At 38.7% G+C, this 21,073-nt stretch carries 13 protein-coding genes and 1 pseudogene; 13 read left to right on the top strand and 1 reads right to left on the bottom strand.

Annotation, left to right across the window (positions count from 1 at the left end):
* Window positions 1-284: 284 nt before the first annotated feature.
* The 3 genes from G8761_RS17190 to G8761_RS17180 all read left to right on the top strand — a co-directional run bounded on the left by G8761_RS17190 (window position 285) and on the right by G8761_RS17180 (window position 3,555).
* On the top strand, window positions 285-1,376 hold the full coding sequence (locus G8761_RS17190; RefSeq protein WP_166028877.1) for a CotH kinase family protein: 1,092 nt from the start codon (window positions 285-287) through the stop codon (window positions 1,374-1,376).
* Between the two features lie 122 nt (window positions 1,377-1,498).
* On the top strand, window positions 1,499-2,764 hold the full coding sequence (locus G8761_RS17185) for a spore coat protein (RefSeq protein ID WP_166028875.1): 1,266 nt from the start codon (window positions 1,499-1,501) through the stop codon (window positions 2,762-2,764).
* Window positions 2,765-2,886: 122 nt separating this feature from the next.
* Entirely contained in the window at window positions 2,887-3,555 is a 669-nt protein-coding gene (locus tag G8761_RS17180; protein WP_166028873.1) for a DUF2642 domain-containing protein, read from the top strand.
* Between the two features lie 93 nt (window positions 3,556-3,648).
* Here G8761_RS17180 and G8761_RS17175 read toward each other — a convergent pair whose 3' ends face one another.
* Window positions 3,649-4,986, bottom strand: a complete 1,338-nt coding sequence (locus G8761_RS17175; RefSeq protein WP_338000986.1) for an arsenic transporter — start codon at window positions 4,984-4,986, stop codon at window positions 3,649-3,651.
* Window positions 4,987-5,335: 349 nt separating this feature from the next.
* Between G8761_RS17175 and G8761_RS17170 the strand changes: the two genes are divergently transcribed.
* The 10 genes and pseudogenes from G8761_RS17170 to G8761_RS17130 all read left to right on the top strand — a co-directional run bounded on the left by G8761_RS17170 (window position 5,336) and on the right by G8761_RS17130 (window position 21,069).
* On the top strand, window positions 5,336-6,481 hold the full coding sequence (locus G8761_RS17170; protein WP_166028869.1) for an exonuclease SbcCD subunit D: 1,146 nt from the start codon (window positions 5,336-5,338) through the stop codon (window positions 6,479-6,481).
* Window positions 6,478-9,609: an AAA family ATPase gene (locus G8761_RS17165; protein ID WP_166028867.1), complete on the top strand. Its 3,132-nt coding sequence runs from the start codon at window positions 6,478-6,480 to the stop codon at window positions 9,607-9,609. The genes G8761_RS17170 and G8761_RS17165 overlap by 4 nt, the downstream gene beginning before the upstream one ends.
* A 366-nt stretch (window positions 9,610-9,975) precedes the next feature.
* Window positions 9,976-10,236 (top strand): efflux RND transporter permease subunit, encoded by a 261-nt coding sequence (locus tag G8761_RS27330; RefSeq protein WP_243450063.1) that lies wholly within the window; start codon window positions 9,976-9,978, stop codon window positions 10,234-10,236.
* Window positions 10,209-11,571 (top strand): annotated as a pseudogene (locus G8761_RS28120) (efflux RND transporter permease subunit). Before G8761_RS27330 ends, G8761_RS28120 begins: the two are co-directional and overlap by 28 nt.
* Window positions 11,572-12,047: 476 nt before the next feature.
* Window positions 12,048-12,677, top strand: coding sequence for a YesL family protein (locus tag G8761_RS17155; protein WP_166028866.1), 630 nt, complete (start codon window positions 12,048-12,050; stop codon window positions 12,675-12,677).
* Window positions 12,678-12,682: 5 nt separating this feature from the next.
* On the top strand, window positions 12,683-14,449 hold the full coding sequence (locus tag G8761_RS17150) for a cache domain-containing sensor histidine kinase (protein WP_166028864.1): 1,767 nt from the start codon (window positions 12,683-12,685) through the stop codon (window positions 14,447-14,449).
* Window positions 14,442-16,004 (top strand): response regulator, encoded by a 1,563-nt coding sequence (locus G8761_RS17145; protein ID WP_166028862.1) that lies wholly within the window; start codon window positions 14,442-14,444, stop codon window positions 16,002-16,004. Before G8761_RS17150 ends, G8761_RS17145 begins: the two co-directional genes overlap by 8 nt.
* Before the next feature lie 182 nt (window positions 16,005-16,186).
* Complete coding sequence (locus tag G8761_RS17140) at window positions 16,187-18,688, top strand: hypothetical protein (protein ID WP_166028860.1); 2,502 nt, start codon at window positions 16,187-16,189, stop codon at window positions 18,686-18,688.
* Window positions 18,667-19,755, top strand: coding sequence for a beta-galactosidase BglB (bglB, locus tag G8761_RS17135; RefSeq protein WP_166028858.1), 1,089 nt, complete (start codon window positions 18,667-18,669; stop codon window positions 19,753-19,755). The genes G8761_RS17140 and bglB overlap by 22 nt, the downstream gene beginning before the upstream one ends.
* Before the next feature lie 27 nt (window positions 19,756-19,782).
* Entirely contained in the window at window positions 19,783-21,069 is a 1,287-nt protein-coding gene (locus G8761_RS17130; RefSeq protein WP_166028856.1) for an ABC transporter substrate-binding protein, read from the top strand.
* Window positions 21,070-21,073 lie beyond the last annotated feature (4 nt).

Raw genomic sequence — 21,073 nt, 5'->3', positions numbered from 1 at the left:
AAGTCCTCCCACGCGGGTCAGAAAACATGAAGTCACCAAATCTTCTTGCCTGATTTGCTGCCTTTTGGATTTCCTGCGAAGTAATGTTTTGATCCATCTATCAAAACCTCCTTGAATTTATTAAGAAAGGTTATTAAGACAATATTTATTCCTTTCTTTGTTAATAATCTACGCTTTTAACCAGTAAATGGATTGGGTCATTAGCGTATTTATGCAAAAAGGCGAGGCCCAATGTGCCAACGTTTATCTCTTCTTCATATTTATAAGGGAAGGAGGAATAACCAATGGACATAAGTGCAGAAATTCCTGTGTATCAGGTTTTCATACATCCAATGGATCTGAAAGAACTAAAGAGGGATATTTGGTGTGAAGATCCTCTGCCGGCACAACTAAAAGCTGAAGGAAAAAGACTGGAGATTGACATTCGCTATCGTGGGTCCCATATACGTGATTTTAAGAAAAAATCATATCAGGCCACCTTTTATAAACCACCGGTCTTTAAAGGATCAAAAGACATTCATTTAAATGCTGAATATAAAGATCCCTCAATGATTAGAAATAAATTATCTTTTGATTTCTTTACTGAACTAGGCTGCCTTGCTCCCAGATCAAGACATATCTTTTTAAAAATAAATGGAAAAGCTGAAGGGGTATATTTGGAAATAGAATCGGTAGATGAAAACTTTTTGAAAAAAAGGGGCCTGCCAGAGGGTGCCATATTTTATGCGGTAGATGGAGATGCGAATTTCTCATTGATGAGTGATTTGGATAAGGAGACTAAAAAATCTCTCTTTCTGGGCTATGAACGTAAAGTGGGCAATGACCAGGACAATTTTCCACTGGAGCAGATGATTTATAAGCTCAACACGATTCCAAATAATGAATTTGAACGTGAAATTAGTCAACTGGTAAACGTAGATAAATATTTGAAATGGATGGCTGGGGTAATTTTAACTCAGAATTATGATGGTTTTGTTCATAATTATTCTTTGTACAAGAGCGGTGAGACTGGCCTCTTTGAGGTCCTTCCCTGGGATTATGATGCCACATGGGGAAGGGATGTAAACGGAAAGTATATGTCTGCCGAATATGTAAGAATTGAGGGGTTTAACACCCTTACCGCGCGACTTCTGTACGTGGATAATTTTAGAAAAAAATATAAAAACATTCTGGGAAGTGCACTGGAAAACCAATTTACCATTGATAATTTGAAGCCGAAAGTCGAAGCTTTGTATAATCATATCCGTCCAGCAGTCCTTTTGGATCCTTATAGAAAAGATAAAATTGATCATTTTGACCGGGAACCGGAATTTATTTTTTCTTTTATTGAAAAAAGAAGTGCCTATATCAAAAACCAATTAGGAAAATTAGATTAATAACTAATAGGCAAAAGCTGAATTTTCCTAATTTGGGCTATTAATAGGTTCCATGTCCCTGCATGATACGTATATATGGATTATAAATCACTATTAAAGCTTAGGAGCATAGGAGGATAAACATGGAGAAAGAAAAAATGAATCGAGATGACGATCAGCGATCATTTCATTCCTTTCTGAGGGCCCTAAAAGGAAAGGATGTAAAAATTTTCAAAGGCGGGCCATTATCGAAAACAGGGAAATTGCTGGATGTTAAGTCAGATTTTATTACACTTTGTGTACAAAACAACAATAACGGCAATCAGAACGGCAACCAAAACGGCAACCAAAATACCAATCAAAATGGAAATCAGCAAAACCAGCAAGAACCGACTATTGTTTATTACAACTCAGCCCATGTAAAAAGTATTATTGAAGATTCAAAATCTAATTCAACCCAGATGATAGCATCAGATGAGGAAGAACTTGATTTCATCGATGCTGAGAATTTCAGCTTACTCTTTGAAGAATTGGTCGACGAAACGATCCAAATAAATCTTTCCGCACCAGATTCTAAAACAGGATTATTGGTGGGGGTCTATGATGACTATATCGTTATATTTACCGAGGATGATGGCATCCTTTATTTAAACTCTCAGCATATCAAGAGTGTTTCAAAATATCAAAATGCGAACAACGGCGGCCAGCAAGAAGGAGAACAAGAGACAGAACAACAGCAAGAGACAGAACAACAGCAAGAGATGGTTATTCCAAGGTGGCACAATCCAATGAAATTCCATGATGTATTCAGTCATTTCTCCCATCAATGGGTTTCAATTAACGGCCATGGACCGGAAGCTGTAGAGGGAGTGCTGGTTGAAAATACTGGCGGACATTATACACTGGTAAACAATCAAGAGGTCATGAGGATTCATCCTTATCACATTAAGAGCATTTGTTTAGGACCTAAAGGAGCGTTTAAGCAAAATAACCAAAATAATCAAAAAAGTGAGGAAGATAATCAGAATCAGAATCAAAATCAAAACCAAAATGAGGAAAGTTCTAGTGAAGAAAGCTCATCAAGCCGCAGTAGCTCATCAAGCCGCAGAAGCTCATCAAGCCGCAGAAGCTCATCAAGCCGCAGAAGCTCATCAGACCGCAGAAGCTCATCAGGACGCAGAAGATCATCAGGTCGCAGAAGAACTTCAAACCGCAGAAGAACTTCAAACCGCAGAAGCGACAACCGAAGAAGCGGCAACCGAAGAAGTGATAACCGAAGAAGCGGCAACCGAAGAAGTGATAACCGAAGAAGCGGCAACCGAAGAAGCGGCAACCGAAGAAATACTTCGAGAAGACGCAATGATGTGGGCAGTATTGTTAAAGTTATAGATTATTTTTGGAAACCTTAATAGTCACAGGTGCTCACTGTTCTTTTCAAATAAATCCGATTCTTTGGCAGGTGCATTAGTATCTTTTACTGGTGCACCATTTTTGTCTAAGTGGTAAAAAAAACTGGGAAGGAGGTTAATTGATGAACGTATTAAAAACACTCTTAGGAAAAGAAGTTGACCTGGAGATTTCAGGCGGACTCATTTTTAATGGGATATTGATAGACTATGGCCTGGATATTATCGTGATTTTCAATGGAGTTAAATTTCTTTATATTCCTTTAGTCCATGTGCATAATATGAGAGAGAAGGCAGAGCCTGAAATTTTTGAAGATCCGCCTGATAAACTTCCAATACAAAAATCTGCTGAAACCAATTTGTCTTATCGAAAAACTCTCAATAATGCTAAAGGACAATTTCTTGAGATATTTGTCACAGGAAATCGCTCCATTCATGGTTATATTACAAATGTAATGACTGATTATGTTGTGTTTTATTCTCCGGTATATAAAACCATGTTTATTTCTATGCAGCATTTAAAATGGCTCACTCCCTACAATACACAGTTGACTCCCTACACATTGAGTAAAGAAAACCTCCCTGTAGTCCCATCAGGAATTCCTGTATTAAGGACCTTTGATGAACAGCTCCAAAAATATGTAGGCCAACTGGTCGTTTTTGATATGGGGGATAATCCTGACAAAGTGGGATTATTAAAGGAAATTCATAACAATATTGTGTCTTTAATTACAGCTGATGGAAATCTTGTTATTTGGAAACTCTATCATCTTAAAACAGTTCATATTCCTTAATTAAATACAAATCCAAAGGTGTTCCGGAAATCGGAGCACCTATTTCTTTTTTAAACAAGAAAAAGGCTGCTCATCCTGGCAGCCTAAATCATTTTAAATGGTATTAAAAACAAGTTTAATCCAGAAATAGAGACAGAGGAGGGTAAAGACAACAGTCGGAGGAATAACAATAAATGTGACTTTTAAATATTGGTTCCAGGTAATTTTGAAACGATCCCGTTTTAATATATGCATCCATATGAGGGTGGCGAGTGTTCCGATAGGCAATAAAAGGGAACCGATGTCGCTTCCAATAATATTAGAAAGGTAGATGGTTTTTAGCATAATAGGAGAGAGATGCATCTCTGTCAAAGTGATCGTACCCACCATCAAAGCAGGATGGTTATTGAAAATATTGGATAGTAACGATAGCAGCCCACCCATAATAAAACTCGCTTGGAACAAGCTTCCAGAAACCAAAGGCTCCAGATAATGAACAAGTTTTTGGGTAAGCCCTATATTATGCAAGCCATAGATTATCACGTACATATTAAAGGCGAAGATGAAAATATGCCAAGGAGTTTTCGGAATGACATCAAACGGATTTATTTTTAGATAAAACCATCTCCATGCCAGTAATACGACAGATCCCGCAACCGCTACTAGAGAAACAGGAATGTTGTAATAGGATGCAAGAAAAAGTCCTGCACGGACCAGGCATACAAACCCTAAAACTAGTAACATGATCCGGCCTTTTTTTCTTAAACTTTTTACTTCAGGTATTGATTGAAGCGGATGAGCGATTCCTGTCTCCTGAAAGGAGGTGCTTGAAATTTTCGGAAGATTTTTGGGGAGATCCTTATAAAAAACAGCATAGAGGAGAAGAGAGAGAACCAACAGTCCAGCTATGCCTGGAACAAACATCATTAAAGTATGCAGGTAAAGGTCCATGTGTATGATTTCGAGAGCAATTAAATTGACGATATTGCTGACTCCAATTGGTGCACTTGAAGCTGTTGCAATTAAGGCGCCACTGATTAAATAGGGCAGCTTTTGTTTGTGTTTAAATCTTAGCTTGTTTAATAACAGAAGCAAAATGGGTGTAGTAATAAGAATGCTTCCATCGTTATTAAAAAAGATGGTCATCAAAAAGCAAAGGAGATTGGTTAGCCAAAAAAGCCTTTTGCCCGACCCTTTAGATTTTTTGTAAACAACCGCAGCCATCCAATGGAAGAAGCCGAAGCTTTCAAGAGAAATAGCCATAACCATGGTTGCTATTATTGTAATAGCAGCACCGGTTACTTTAGATCCTATATCTCCCAAATCAGCAGCGGTTACAGTTCCGCTAAGAATAACTAAGAGTGCACCCAGGGTTGTTGGTATTGCTTCGTTTAATCCTCTCGGACGCCATAGCACAAGAACCATTGTTAAAAAAAAGAGAAGATTGTAAATCCTGCAGCGAAATGATTCATATAATTTTCACCTCATATCTTTTTAGGTAATTGACCCTCCTGATAGTTTGTCTGTTATATATATTTGTACTGTATGTATACGTGCCGCAAAGGGTAGTTGTACTAAACAAATACATTAATTTTAGAAAAATCCATGTTTACCTATTTTCTGAGGGAAAAATCACGGTCAAGAAAACAAATATAGGTACAAACCTCTAGTAAATTTTGTTATGATGAAAAAGAACAGATGTTCCAGTTTCCTGTTTTTACATAGGAAGATACATAGGCAACTTTGCTATAATGAAAGAATCATAAAAAAATAGAATTTATAAAAAAAGGGGTGCAGAGGAATGAAGTTTATACATACAGCGGATTGGCACCTGGGCAAGCTGGTTCATGGAGTTTACATGACGAACGACCAGCGGGAAGTTCTGCTTCAGTTCGCAGATGTTGTAGCTGAGGAAAAGCCTGATGCCATTGTGATTGCTGGAGACCTTTATGACAGATCGGTACCGCCTACCGATGCAGTTGAACTTCTTGATGAGATTTTGTTTAAACTCAATGTTGATCTGAAAACGCCAATTGTTGCCATCTCAGGAAACCATGACAGTGCTGAACGACTTTCCTTTGGAAGCTCATGGTACAAGCACAGCCAGTTTTATTTGGAAGGCAAGCTGAGAGCGGATTTAAAGCCAGTACATATTAACGGTGTTAATTTTTATCTTGTTCCTTTCGCGGAACCTGGACATGTCAGAGAACTTTTCGGGGATGATACCATCCATTCGCATCAAGATGCCATGAAAGCAGTTATTGGAAAAATTGAAGAAAATCTTAATCCCAATGAACCCAACGTTCTTGTAGGGCATGCATTCGTATTGGGCGGAGCAGTCAGCGATTCGGAAAGAACCTTATCAGTTGGTACATCCGGCTGCGTGCATTCTGACCTGTTTGCCCCTTTTTCCTATACTGCACTGGGCCATCTGCACAGCCCAGAAGCGATTCGCCACGACACAATAAAATACTCGGGATCTCTTCTTAAGTATTCTTTTTCGGAGGCGAAGCACACAAAATCCATTTCCATCATTGAAATGAGTGATAATGGCAGTTTTACACATCGCACCCGCAGTCTCACTCCTAAACAGGATATGAGAGAGCTTGAGGGCCATCTCGAAGAGTTGCTTGATCCTTCTTTTTATGAAAAGCAAAAGCTCGACGATTATCTTAAGGTCACTTTGCTTGATGAAGGGGCACTCATTGATCCAATAAATAAATTAAGACAAATCTATCCAAACGTTCTCCATCTTGATCGGAAGGTTGATTTAATCGATATTAAGAAAAAAACGGCCTTTTCTTCCGCCCAGCGTGAAAAGAAAACAGACCTTGAACTTTTTGAGCAGTTTTATGAGGAAATGACAACGTCCGAATTTATAGAAGAAAAAAGGGATGTCATGGCAGACATCATTAACCGGGTGTTGAAAGAGGAGGTACGGAGATGAAACCAATAAAGCTGACTATGAAGGCTTTCGGGCCGTATGCGGATGAAGAGGTCATTGATTTTGCCGAGCTTGAAAACAGGACGATGTTTGTTATATCGGGAAAAACAGGCGCTGGTAAAACAACGATCTTTGATGCGATTACATATGCGATTTACGGTAAAGCGAGCGGTGAGGACCGGAACGGCCCCGAATTGCGAAGCCAGTTTGCTAGTGAGGAGCTTGAAACAGAGGTTTCACTTGTTTTTTCCTTAAGGAACAAGCTTTATCATATAACCCGTGCACCTCAGCAGGAACGGAAAAAGAAGTCTGGTGAAGGAGTAACAACCATTGGAGCAAGAGCGGAATTGTATGCCTGGAATGATAATGGTGAAAAAAATTTGATTGCTTCGAAGATTAATGATGTGGAAGAAAAAATCAAGGAAATTATGCTGATTGACAGCAACCAGTTCAGGCAAATCCTGATGATTCCCCAAGGTGAGTTCAGAAAGCTTTTAACCTCGGACAGCAAAGACAAAGAAGTCATTCTTCAGCGCCTTTTTCATACCGAGATTTATAAAATGGTCGAAGAAAAATTAAAGATTGAGGCTGGAGCTCTCAAAAAGGATATCGAAGAGCAGGAGAAGGAACGTAATGAGGCAATACGCCGAATCGATGCAAGGGCCAATGAGCCGCTAAAGGAGTATCTTGAAGCAGGAAGCACAAATGATGTCATTATTCTGCCTTTGCTTGAAGAGGAAATATCCTTAATGGCTGGAATGTATGAAGAACTTGCCAAAGGCGGCGATAAGAAAAAAGCGGAAAGAGACGAACTGCTCCGCAAGCATCAGGAGGCTAAAAACCTTTCAGATCAATTTATCCGGCTTGAGGGTCTAAAAGTACAGAAGGAAACGCTCGAAGGGAAGAAGGAAGAATTCAAACAAATGGAAGCCTCTGTTTCCCTTGGACATAAGGCTAATCTTTTAGCGGCTAAAGAAGAGCTTTGTCACCGGTTAAAACGTGAGCTGACGGAAGCTGAAAACGATGGGGAACAGGCACGGGAAATGATTCAACTTCTGGCTGAAAGGCTTGAAAAGAGTAAGGCTGAGCTTGAGCAGGAGACGGCTCGCGAACAGGAACGAATCGATGCAGCCGAAGAATGCAGCAGGCTTCAAACAATAAAGGACGATGTTTATTCCTTTGCTGAAATGAAAAAAACAGCAGATCAGCTGCAAAAGGATTTGGGCAATAAGAAACGGAATCACGAAATGGCAGAGAAATCCTTAGCGGCGGCAGAAGAACGGATGAAAGTACTGCAAACCGAAAAGGAAAACATTGATAAGGCGCAGGTTCTTTTTTCGGAAAATCAAAGAAAATCGGACAGGCTTATAAACGATTGGAACCTTTTAAATAAATATGAAACTTCAGTGAATCAATTGAATGCGGCAGAAACAGATTATGCACTGAAGAAGGGCATGTTTGAGAAAGAAGCAGCCAGTCTGGCCGACGCTAGGGTAACGGTGGAAGAACTAGAGCAGCAATGGAGAAACGGGCAGGCAGCGGTTCTTGCAGAGAGTTTAAAAAGCGGAGATGCATGCCCGGTTTGTGGTTCGAAGCATCATCCTGCACCAGCTCACGCACATGCAGCCTCCATTCCGGATGAAAGAGAAATAAAAGCTGCCAAAGCACAGGCTGACAAAATAGAGCAGCAAAAGCGCAAGGCTGAATCTGCTTATTTAAAAGCCGAGTCGGACAAGGACAGCCTGGAAAGAGAAGTAAATTCAAAACTGGAAGATATTTTTTCCGTTCGTGCTGACTTTAGGAAAGAAGAGATTTCTGAAGCAAAGGGAAAACTCAAGAGCGATAAAGAAAAGCTTAACCAGGAACAAGAAATGCTCTCCAGTAGGATTAAAAGCTTATCAAGGGTTGTAGAAGAGCTTGACAGTCTTAGCGGCGAAAAAGAAAAAAGGCGTACACAGATTACCGACCTTTCAGCAGAGATAACGGGCCTTACCGTGAAATATACACAGCAGACTACACAGCTTGAAAGGATGATTAAAACAATTCCTGAAAACCTACGGACTGAATCTCTTTACGAGCAGGCAGTTCGTGAGGCTCAGGCAAAAAATGAGCTTTTGAAAAAGAGACTGGAAAATGCGCAGCAGGCCTTTTTAAATGCTAAGGAAAGTCACAGTACGTCAGCAGCCAGATTAGATGCAGCGGAAAAACTCATTGATAATCGTAAGAGCAGCCTTGAAAAAGAACGCGAGGATTTCAAACAGCAAATGATCCAACAGGGCTTCGAAACCTATCGTCTATACGAGGATGCAAAAAAACCGGAGAATGAGCTAAATCGAATGGAAACGGCTATCCGCTCGTATTGGGAGGAGCTTCGTTCCATTTCCGATCAATTCAGCCAGCTTTACATTTTGCTAAAGGATGTTCAAATACCGAACCTTCAGGAAATTGAAAACCAAATTATGAGCATTACTTCGGAACTAAGCGAACTTGAAAACAGGCAGCGCGACCTGTACCTGGCAAAACGAAATAATGAGGAAATCCTTACGAAGGTCCTTCGTATCAATAGTGAGATGAAGGAAAATGAAGAAAGATATAAGACCATTGGCCACTTATATGAAATCTCAAAAGGACAGAACCGATTCAGAATTACTTTTGAAAGATTCGTTTTGGCATCCTTTTTGGATGATATTCTCCATGAGGCTAATACTCGCCTGTTAAAAATGACAAGCGGCAGGTACCGGATGCTGCGGAAGACAGATAAATCTAAAGGAAATGCGCAAAGCGGTCTGGAGCTTCTCGTATATGACCAATACACTGGCCAGGAAAGACATGTAAAAACTCTTTCCGGAGGAGAAAGCTTCAAGGCGGCATTGTCACTTGCTCTTGGTCTAGCTGATGTCGTACAAAACTATGCCGGCGGTGTTTCTCTCGAAACCATGTTTGTGGATGAAGGCTTTGGCACGCTCGATCCGGAGTCTCTCGACCAGGCGATTGAAGCCCTGATCGAAATACAGGGAACCGGCCGCTTGGTTGGAATCATCTCCCACGTACCTGAGTTGAAGGAGCGGATTGGAGCGCGCCTTGAAGTTACGGCCTCTCAAACCGGGAGTAAAACACAATTTGTTTTTTAAATAGATAAAAGAGGTTTCCTCGGAGAGGGGGAACCTTTTTTCTATAACGCTCAAAGCCTTAAAAACAGTCTCTCAGGGACAAATCTCATCCGTCCCAAGAAAGATTTGTCCTTGAACCAGCTTCTCGGGGACAAATCGAACCCCTCCCAAGAAAGATTTGTCCTTGAATCAGCCTCACGGGGACAAATCTCATCGGGAAGAAGAAAGTTTTGTCTTTGAAACAGTTTAGTCACGGCATTTCCTATGAAACGGTCAAGCAAACATTTTTCGTTTTCTACTGGTCAAGTCAATGTCGACGATAAAACCTTAAATGTTTAGGCTGCTTTCAAGCCGGGTTCTGTTAAGGAAGTACGGGATATTCAAATTTTGGCGCAAGGACCTACTGGCATCCAAAAGGTGAGCTTGGCGGATATTGCTACAGTTTCATATAGTAATAAAAAGGAAACGGTCTATACAAGATTAAATGAAAAGCCGGCTGTTTTAGTAGAGATGAAGGCACAGCCAGGCTCCAATACAGTCGAAGTGGTGAATCAGGCAAAGGAAAAGCTGGATGAATTAGACCTACCAGCTGGCTATAAATTAACGAAGTTATATGATACATCCAGCTGCCGGATGGAACTTCACTAGATAAAGCGAACGGCATTGCTGTTAAGGTCGAAGATATTTTAAAAAGCGAAAAAGATATTAAGCATTTGCAAACGATTGTAAATGGCGAACATATTCGCTTTTCGATTGATTTAAAAGATCATGTCACAAAGGAACAAACTGTTGATTTTGAAAAAAGGGTAAAAGCAAAAGCTGAAAAACTGGATGCTGACATGCAAGTGGCGCTTACTCCAGTGGGGATTGCCGGAACAAGCGGGTTAGCGTTAATTGTCGAGGGCGGAAATGCCAAAGATGTAGAGACTGCCGGAAAAATGATCACGGATAAAATTAAGAATATTGACGGTTTGGAAAACGTGGAATCCAACCTCTCTGGAGTGAAGGAACAGCTTCAATTGGAAATTGACGATCAAAAAGCGGCTGATAAAGGGTTAAGCCCGATCATGGTTGCAGGCTACGTGAGGGAGCTGATTGAGGGTGACAGTGTAGTAGAAATGGAAGTGGAAGGGAAAACCACGGATGTTCAATTGTCATTAGCGGGCACTTCTGCGGATTCTATTGATGATATTATGAGCCAAAAAATGACCAATCCGCTGGGGCAGCAAGTAACCCTTTCTGAAGTGGCCACACTTGAAAAAGTACCCTCCTTCCGCGTTGTACCGCTTAAATCAGCAGCCATATGTGGAGGTTACTGGAAGAATCACGACCGATAATTCCTCCGGTGTGCAGGAAGAAGTCGATAAGCGACTTAAAGCGCTAGACCTGCCGAAAGGTGTCAGCTATCATTCAGAAGGTCAAGCGCAAGCGATGAATGAAGGGTTTACGAATATGACGATTGCGATGGCCGTTGCTGTTGTGCTTGTATTTATCCTTATGCTGGTGGCGTTTGGGAATATGTTAATGCCGCTGGCGATTCTATCTTCTTTACCATTCTTGTTTTCTGGTGGATTGCTAGGATTATATGTTACTCATCAAGCGCTTGGAATGCCGGCTCTGGTTGGGTTCTTGATGTTAATCGGAATTGTAGTTACGAATGCGATTGTGTTGATGGAGCGAGTGAAGCAGAATGAGAAGAAGGGCATGGAGGTAAAGGCAGCCCTACTTGAAGCAGGTAAGACGCGACTGCGTCCGATTCTGATGACTGCTCTCGCGACAATTGGTGCGCTATTGCCATTAGCATTATCTAGTGAAGGTGGATTAATTTCACGGTCGTTGGCGATTGTTGTTATTTCGGGGTTACTGACTTCTACTCTATTAACATTGGTGATTGTACCGACTACTTATCATATTATGAAATCTATTAAGGGGAAATTTTCTAAAAAAGGTAGTGCAGGAGTTGCGGAGAAGGAAACTGCTTAAGGGTAAGGTGCCTGTGAATTGATAGGCAAAAAGCCAAGGGATATTCTCTTGGTTTTTTGTTTTAATTGGCATCCTATTTTAGGGGGGAGGAGTGGGTGTTTTTCCACTTTTTGTCTAAATGGACAAAACTATTAAAAAAGTAGACAAAGACCCAACAAAAATAGACAAAACTGCTAAAAAAATAGACAAAACACCTGAAAAAATAGACAAAACTTCTAAAAAAGGATAAAACACTTATTACTTACCCAAAACAAAGGGTAATATTACACTAAAGTCCAATAAAAGTGCAATTTGAGTATGGAATTGTTGTTTTTCGAGATCACCTAGCTACATATTTCATTTTTTAGGTACTTGCGACATATAGTCCGACACTTTTTAGCAATATACAGAAAGTTTAGGCTTCTTATCTTAAATTTTGTTATATTAATAGTAATGGAATCGTTTCCGTGGTCGCTATCTTAGAGAGGAGAATAAGGATGAAAGGCTTAATTCAAGGCTTATATACACTATGTGAATGGATTATGCGTTTAGCCATTTTAAATGTTCTATGGGTGCTATTTTCTTTACTGGGAGCTATTGCACTAGGCTTCTTCCCTTCCACAACTGCAATGTTCGAAATAACCCGAAAGTGGCTAAAAGGAGAGCTGGATATACCGATTTTTAGGCATTTCTGGGCTGCTTATAAGAAGTATTTTGTCAAAGCAAATTTGATGGGGATTTTAGTCGTATTAATAGGAATCTTTTTATATGTTGATTTTAGTTTTTTTTCAAGCTTTGAAAGTTTAGCTTTTAAGGTGTTTACTGCTTTAGTCGTCTTAGTATCTATTGTCTATTGTTTCCTATTAATTTATGTATTTCCTGTTTTTGTCTCATACGAAATTAGTATATTTCACGCTATTAAATTCGCCTGTTTACTAGGAGTATATCGACCGCTTAGTACAATTGGAATTTTATTAGGAAGTATCTTACTTTATTTCCTATTTTCCACTTTCACGCCCTTTCTCGTCTTCTTTGGAGGCAGCCTGACAAGTATAATGATGATGTGGTTGTCAAGAAGCACGTTTTTTAAAATAAAAAATAAATATTCAACCGAAGAAACGGTGTAGGGCAAATGAGATTTATACGTTTTCCCAAGTTTCGTCATTTAAAGAATCAATTGCTGTTCCAGCATGCTTTAGGAATTAGTTTCATTATCGGGTTAACAGCGATGGTCACCTATACGATCGCCATCCAAATCCAGATTAAGGATGCAGTCAGATACAATACCATTATGGTTACGCAAATTAGTAAAAGTATCGATAATATGGTGGATTCCTTTAATCGTGTTATGGATGGAGTATCGTTTAATAATGATGTACAAAGTCTCTTACAAAGCAAATATGAAAATGATAAGGCAAAGAATCTCTTAAATAGATACTTATCTTCTAAAGTTACGGATGAAACGATGATGTTCAATGAAGTAGACCTTATCTATCTTTATGACATGGAAAGCCTAAGAGTGAATTTAAGAAGAAGCGTCAATAACAATGACTATCCGTTTTTTAAAACATTACGTCCAGAATTGTATGATGATAGTGGAAAAGTGACTTGGAGCGCAGAGCAGTCTGTCATTACAGCTAATCGGATGATCTTCGATATCAACTCTTATAAAATGAAAAAAATCGGCTATTTAACCATGTCGATGGATAAATCCTATTTGCAGGAACGAATTCAGAAATTTGATCCAACGGAAGAGAGACATCTAATCATCCTAGACCGTCGGAATAATGTGGTTTTATCGAATTCGAATGATGAAGAACTGAAAAGAGTCAGATCGTGGCTTTCCAACTCAAAAAATATTTCAAATGATGAAGATTCATTTGTTGAGATTCCGAAGTACGGGAAAATGCTTGTGAGTACGTACAAATCTAATTTAACAGGGTGGAAGATTATTTCTTTAGTAAGCTTGGATGAGATTTCAGAAGGCCCTGCTCTTATTGGGAAGTCTGTCTTTTTAATTGGAATACTGGCCATCATAATCGGTATTATCTTTATTTGGATAAGTACAAATTATTTTGTCAAACCATTAACTAAATTAAGTTTGGTGATGGATGAAGTTGAAAAAGATAACTTCAATGCTCAGGTAGAAATCGACCGCGTAGATGAGCTTGGTAGAGTTGGAGAAAGCTTTAATAGAATGATGAATAAAATTAACACCTTAATTTCAGATATCTACCAAAAGGATATAAATGAAAAGGACGCCCAGCTGAGAGCGCTTCGAGCCCAGATTAATCCCCATTTTCTTTATAATACATTAGATGCGATTAATTGGATGGCGCAGTTTGGAAAAACGGATGAAGTCAGTAAAATGACGGTTTCTTTAAGTAGACTGTTAAAAACGAGTATTAAAAATAATCAAGAGTTTATCCGGCTTGAAGAAGAAATGAATTATATTGAAGATTATATGACGATTCAAAAAATTAGGTTTCAAGACAAAATTCATTTTTCGATAAATATAGATCCAAAGGCTAACGATTGTTTGGTGCCAAAGCTTATTTTGCAACCAATCGTTGAAAATGCAATGATTCATGGTCTTGAAAAGAAGATAGACAACGGGTATCTATTTATCAATGGAAATATAAAAGATAACAAATTACACATACAAATAATCGATAATGGAGTAGGTATGGATGAACATACCATCCGCGCCCTTTCCGAAGGAAGCTATGTTCATCTTGATGAAAAGCAAGGAACTGGAAATGGTGTGTTAAATGTACAGAACCGGATCAGGTTATTGTTTGGGGAAGAAAATGGGCTAAAGATTGAAAGTAATATCAATGTTGGCACCTTATTTGAGCTGATTTTACCTGTTCAAAGGGAGGGATTCAGAAATGTATAGAGTGCTTATTATTGACGATGAACCATTTATCAGTATGGGTTTATCTGAAAAAATCGATTGGGCTAGTTTAGGCTGCATGATATGTGGAATTGCTTCGAATGGATACGAGGGAAAAGAACAAATAGATTTGCTTAAACCAGATATCGTAGTGTCGGATATAGTTATGCCTGGTCAAACAGGATTAGAATTGGCTGATTATGTTCATCAAAACTATAAAGATATGATTATCATACTTTTATCAGGGTACGATGAATTTACGTTTGCTAAAGAGGCACTAAAATACGGTGTATTTGATTATTTACTTAAACCAACGGTGATTGATGAGGTCATGATTGTTATCAAAAAGGCTGTAAAGGCTCTTGAGCAAAAAAGAAATCAAGAGAAAAAATACGAATATTTGGAGTCTGCCTTTCAGGAGAGCATTCCCATCATCGAGCAATCATTATTACACGATGTCTCCGTTAAAGGGATCGTGAATACTCAAAACATAAGCCAACGAATTGATCACTTTAATATTACGATTGGAAAAGGTGCCGTTATTACCATCGAAGTTTATGGTGATTCACAGAGTAAACAGGCCCTTGAAGCTCTACGAACCTCAATTGAGGAGTTATGTATAAGCAAAAACCTTACAGTACGGTTTGTGAATCATAATCAGCAGCTCCTTGTCTTTCCTGCTTTTCCATTTCGCAACAATAATAAAGAAATCAAAACTCATTTAAAAGATCTGTCTGATAGTATTTTTAACTATTCTATACAGGGTAATAGAATAAAAGCGTTGATCGGGATTGGCGGCATTTATACTTCTATCCATTCCATCCATACCTCTTATTTACAATCTTTAAAGGCGTTAACGAAGAGCTTTTTTATCGGCAGTGGAAAAGTACATTTTTATGATGAGATCAACGAGGGAATGACGATTTACGATTTCTCAACAAAATCAGCCAGGTTTATCGAAATGTTTGAAGAATGGAAACAGGAGGAAATTCTTCATGAATTAGAGACCATCTTCAAGGAGATTAAGTATTCGTATGATAAACGGTTAGTATTAAACCATTGCTTAGAGTTATTAATCAAACTTGGGTTGGTAGTGGCGAAATGGGATCGGAAATTTAAAATGGTTGTTGGCTATGAGCAACTTGAACAGTGTAAAACCTTCGATGAGCTCAAAGATTTCATGAAACAAACGTGTGTGTCGATAAAAAATCATCTTTATGGAATGATGAATCAAAATAATGTAGGCGTCGTAGAGCTGGCAAAAAGAATGGTTGAAAAGGAATATGCCAATCCAGATTTAAGCACCCAGTTTATTGCTGACCAGCTTGATGTCAGTGTTAGCTATTTAAGTCGCTCCTTTAAAAAGGAGACAGGTGAAAATCTAAGTAATTTTATTACAGAAAAAAGGATGCTGATTGCCCAAAGGCTATTAGCGACAACTGATTTAAAAACCAATGAGGTTGCCAAAAGAGTGGGGTTTTTAGATGCGAGATATTTTGGTCAAGTCTTTAAAAAAATTATGAGAACCACACCTTCAGACTATAAGAAACTCCCATGATTCATTGACACACATTAGCCTAGATGGAATTCCATCGGGTTTTTTCTTTTTTCGGTCGAAAAAGTAAATATCAAAATTTTCAACAACTAATACAAATATTTCAACCTCTCTCTTCTTGGGTTATCAAATAAAATAAAAATTAAGAATAATGCAAGCGTTATCAAATAGGGAGAGGGGAATATATGAATCAGATTATATACCCATTAAATCATCATAAGCCTATTAATCGTTGGTTGGTTGCAGGGACTTTTGAAGAGGAAAAATCTTTTAAAAAGATTACCATGGATTTTACAGGGGATTTGAATCGCTGGCTTACTGAGGGATTTGCTGTATTTGAAAATCCCAACCGAAAAGAATTCATCGATTCTGAATTGAAGGTTATTAAGGAAAAAATTGAACGATCAGAAGAAGTTTCCCCTGGGAAATCGCTAACCTATCAATCGTCAACAAAGACATGGCAGCTCTATTTTCCATGGAAGAACAAAAAAATTGAACAGTCAGGATTTTGGCAGCAACCCACCCATCTACAATCATGGGCCATAACCAACATTCGTTCAAATAAAGCCCAAAAAGCCTCTTTTAAACTTTTTACATGCGGAAGTGTGAACCTTTGGGTAAATGGTGAAAAAGTATTACAATTTTCCCCTTATACAAGAAATGAAGAAAAGAATATTCATTTCGAAGTTATGCTTCGTGAAGGCGATAATGAATTTTTAGTTCTTTTCGAGGATCTGGCAGAGAGGGATACACTGTTTTACTTTAGGATGGATTATCTCGGGATTGAAGATTTAGAAATGGTGCTCCCAATAGGTGATACGAATTCCGACGACATTCATTTGTTAGAAGAAGCATTAAAAATTGCCTACTTTCCTAGCGATGTCCTCACATCTGGTGAAGTTAGCCTTTATTTTGAAAACCCACTAGCGGGGCAAGTCCAATTGGAATGTGAGTTTAAAACAGAGTGGTGGGGCGAAAAGAAAGAGCTGAACAGGATTGTTCCGCCAAACTGCGAAAAAGTAGCACTTGGAGAAGTGAAAGAACTTGGAATGGGCAATGTGCTATTATCTATCAACATCCGATACCAATCGGTTGTGCTTCAAAAAAATATGTTTCTTCAACTCTATCCAGAAAACCTAGTACCACAAGATGTATCAGATTATCTTCATATAAGAAAGCAACAGGCTTCGTCCTTTATTGCCAAATATGGAAAAAAGGATATCCATCGAGCTTACATTTTAGCTAAAGCAGGCGATGACTTAAAGTTAGTTGAATCGATTGTTAGAGATACACTGCAAGTGATTAATGCCAGGTTTGATTGCAGTGACTTTTATTTTAACCAACTGTTCCGTTTTTGGGCAGATTTTCATGATACTAGATTATTTGAAGAAAGCTTGTGGGAGGAATGTAAGCAGGCCATTCTCAATTATCGCTATTGGTTTGATGAACCTGGGGATGATGTCATGTGGTTCTTTAGTGAGAATCACGCCTTGCTATTCCACACTTGTGAATATTTAGCGGGACAATTATTCCCGGACGAAATATTCCCTAACGCGAACATCCTTGGTTCTGTCCATGTTGAAAGGGCAAAAGTCAGGCTGAAAAATTGGTTTGAAAAATTTAATGATGAAGGCTTGGCAGAGTGGAATTCAAGTGCTTATATTCCGATTAACGTGATGGGATTCTTGCAGGTATATGATTTGGTCAATGACCTGGAATTGAAAAATGCAGCCAAGCAAGCATTGGATACAACCTTCCGCTTAATGGCCATAAATTGTCATGATGGCTATTTATCCTGTTCACACGGACGTATTTACGAGAAAGAATTAAAGGGAAATTATAATAATGCGACTACTTCTTTACTTTGGATCGCCTATGGTAAAGGAACTTTAAATAACTCAACCTTTGCCGCAGCAGCATTATCTGTGTCAGAATATGAACCACCTGATTACAGGTCATTGATTAATTTAACCCCAGAAGAGAATGTTGTGTTTAAACATCATCAGGGAACAACGGGCTTTGTCGATCTTTATACTTACAAAAACAGCTATGGATTACTATCAAGTGCCGTCGAGTATCGACCTAGTGGAAGCGGTTACTCGGAGCACGTCATCCATTCTACGCTTAGCCCAGAAGCGATTGTCTGGATTAATCATCCTGGAGAGGAAACGGAACTAGGTACAGGACGACCAAGTTTTTGGGCTGGAAATGGTCAATTGCCAAAGGTCGACCAATATCAAGATATCGCTATAATCCACTATAAGATTGAGCCGGAAAATGAAATTGATTATACTCATGCTTATTTTCCAATTACTGCTTTCGAACAAGTGGAAATCGTCGAAAATTGGTGCTTTGGAAAAATAGGAGATGCCTATATTGCGCTCTATGCAAAAAATGGATTGAGCTTACAAAATGAGGGTCAGAACAAAAATCGGGAACTGATATCGATAGGAAGAGAAAATACGTGGATCTTACGAAATAGCCATGTTCAACAGTTTGCTTCCTTCTCACAATTTAAAAATAGTATGAAGAATGCAGAAATGGAAGAATTCAGTTTTCAAGATCCTATTCATGGTGAAATTCAAAGCTCATGGCATGGACCATTTACGGTAAATAGTAAAATTCAATTAAATTCGGATCAACAAACAGAAGGAGTTCTAGAAAAATGGTCGTTCATTCAAAATTAATCGAATCAAAAGTTCATCTTGTTAAGAATGCGCTGAAATCATTGAAAAATGATGATGGGTTTGTCGAAGAATTTCCGATTGGTTTGATAGATATTAATTTGTGGGAATGGCCGCAAGGTGTAGGGATTTATGGCCTATATAAATACTTTAAATTAACAAATGACCAAGAGACCCTTCAGTTTTTGCTAAATTGGTTTGATCAAAGAATTGCCGATGGCCTTCCTGAAAAAAATGTCAATACGATGGCACCGCTGCTTACACTCATCCATCTAGCTGAGGAAACCAATGATTCCAAGTACATTGCTGTATGTGATGAATGGAGTACTTGGATCATGGAAGAGATGATTCGTACCGGTGACGGAGCCTTGCAGCATATGATTACCGGTGACCCAAATGATGGTCAGATTTTAATCGATACCTTATTTATGACCGTCCTATTTTTGGCTAAAGCAGGTACTTATTTTAATCGGCCAGATTATATTGAGGAAGCGAAAAACCAGTTCCTTATTCATATTAAATATTTATATGACAAAGAAACAGGGTTATTTTATCACGGTTGGGATTTTAACGAGAATCACAACTATGGTGCTGTCCGCTGGGGAAGAGGCAATGGCTGGTATACATGCGGGTTGTTAGAGTTTTTTGAAATAGTAGAATTAGAGAAAAGTATGAAAGATTATTTATTAGCTACATGGCACAGTCAAGTGAAGGCATTGTCAAAACTACAAGCTGATAGTGGTTTATGGCATACCGTTTTAGACGATCCAAGTTCCTATGAAGAAACCTCTGCCACTGCCGCTTTTGGTTATGGAATCATCAAAGGTGTTAGAAAAGGGTACCTTGATAAGGAGTATTTATCAATTGGGTTAAAGGCTTTAGAAGCAGTGATGGATGTAATCGATGAACAGGGCGTGGTTCAAAAAGTATCATATGGGACGCCAGTTGGGCTGGATGCCGATTTTTATAAAAACATCCCGATCAGTCCGATGACCTATGGGCAAGCCTTAGCCATCCTATTGTTGGTCGAATCAATAGAGTTTGTAAATAGTGAGACGGTAAGAAATTAAATATTCCAAAAAGAGGAGATGTTTTTTATGAAAAAAATGCTGAGAATGCTTACGATGTCATTGCTTGCGGCTGTTTTATTAATTGGTGTTGTAGCCTGTTCTGATAGCTCGAAATCAAGTGGTACCGGCAAATCAGACGGTAAAAAAGTTACATTGGACTTTCTCTGGTTTACTGATGGGGTAGAAGGCGATGTCATGAGAGACATCATTAAAGATTATCAAGCATCAAATAAAAACGTAGAAGTTAAGTTAATTGAAGTGGCCTATCAAGATTACACGACAAAATTAAAGACCATGATTGCTGGGGGAAAACCACCTGCGTTAGCACGTGTCACTGATACTGGAGATTTTGCCAATCAAGCGTTGGATCTTGCTCCATATGTAGGGGGAGTCGATAAATTTACATCTCAATTTCTTCCTTCGATTAAACCTTACTATGTAAAGAAGGATAAAATCATTGCTACACCAATGGATGTTACTGCGAACGGTATCATTTATAACAAAACCTTGTTTAAAAAAGCAGGAGTAGATGTTCCACAATCACCAGATGATGTTTGGACATGGGATGAATTTGAAAACGCGATTAAGCAAGTAAAGGAAAAAGGCGGAGCGAAATACGGATTATTAGTTGATTTCACTCCACATAGATATTCCACTTTACTTTATGAATTTGGCGGAAGTATTTTTACAAAAGATGGTTCTGCACCTGCGATTAATAATAAGAATGGTGTTGTCGCATTAGATTATTTTAAAAAGCTCCATAAAGATGGAATCATTCCTGAATCAGTTTGGCTGGGTGGAGAAAATCCTAATAACTTATTCCGTTCTGGTACAGCAGCTGCTCACTTAGCTGGAAACTGGATGTTAAGTAACTACAAAGATATTAACAACTTTGAGTGGGGTGTAACGTATCTTCCAAAAGGAGAAATTCGTTCTTCCGTACCTGGTGGAAAATACGTAATGGGCTTCCAAAAAACAGGAGTAGAAAAAGAGACGGCTGATTTTATTAAATACTTAGCGACGAAAGAGGTTAATGCGAAATTTAATCAGGATTCACTATTCCTAAGTGCAAGAAAAGATAATAATGAATTAAATTATTCATTTGGAAAAGAAATGTTTAAAGTATTCTCCAATGAATTAGAAAATACACCAGAGGTTGCAGCGACTGACTGGGGTAATCAAGTGGTCATCTCCAAGGTTACTACTGATATAAGAGACGCAGTAGTAGAAGTTCTTAGTGGAGGGGAATCTTCCAAAGAAGCAATGGACAAAGTTGCGGAGAAACTAAAGGCAGCTATTGCAGATTCTAAATAACTTT

The sequence above is a fragment of the Neobacillus terrae genome, assembly GCF_011393025.1.
Taxonomy (GTDB): Bacteria; Bacillota; Bacilli; order Bacillales; family Cytobacillaceae; genus Neobacillus_A; species Neobacillus_A terrae.
This window is presented reverse-complemented; position numbering and strand designations above follow the sequence as displayed.

Coding starts and splice junctions, on each gene's coding strand:
- G8761_RS17190 (WP_166028877.1), top strand. CDS start 285: ATGGACATAAGTGCAGAAATTCCTGTGTATCAGGTTTTCATACATCCA.
- G8761_RS17185 (WP_166028875.1), top strand. CDS start 1,499: ATGGAGAAAGAAAAAATGAATCGAGATGACGATCAGCGATCATTTCAT.
- G8761_RS17180 (WP_166028873.1), top strand. CDS start 2,887: ATGAACGTATTAAAAACACTCTTAGGAAAAGAAGTTGACCTGGAGATT.
- G8761_RS17170 (WP_166028869.1), top strand. CDS start 5,336: ATGAAGTTTATACATACAGCGGATTGGCACCTGGGCAAGCTGGTTCAT.
- G8761_RS17165 (WP_166028867.1), top strand. CDS start 6,478: ATGAAACCAATAAAGCTGACTATGAAGGCTTTCGGGCCGTATGCGGAT.
- G8761_RS17155 (WP_166028866.1), top strand. CDS start 12,048: ATGAAAGGCTTAATTCAAGGCTTATATACACTATGTGAATGGATTATG.
- G8761_RS17150 (WP_166028864.1), top strand. CDS start 12,683: ATGAGATTTATACGTTTTCCCAAGTTTCGTCATTTAAAGAATCAATTG.
- G8761_RS17145 (WP_166028862.1), top strand. CDS start 14,442: ATGTATAGAGTGCTTATTATTGACGATGAACCATTTATCAGTATGGGT.
- G8761_RS17140 (WP_166028860.1), top strand. CDS start 16,187: ATGAATCAGATTATATACCCATTAAATCATCATAAGCCTATTAATCGT.
- bglB (WP_166028858.1), top strand. CDS start 18,667: ATGGTCGTTCATTCAAAATTAATCGAATCAAAAGTTCATCTTGTTAAG.
- G8761_RS17130 (WP_166028856.1), top strand. CDS start 19,783: ATGAAAAAAATGCTGAGAATGCTTACGATGTCATTGCTTGCGGCTGTT.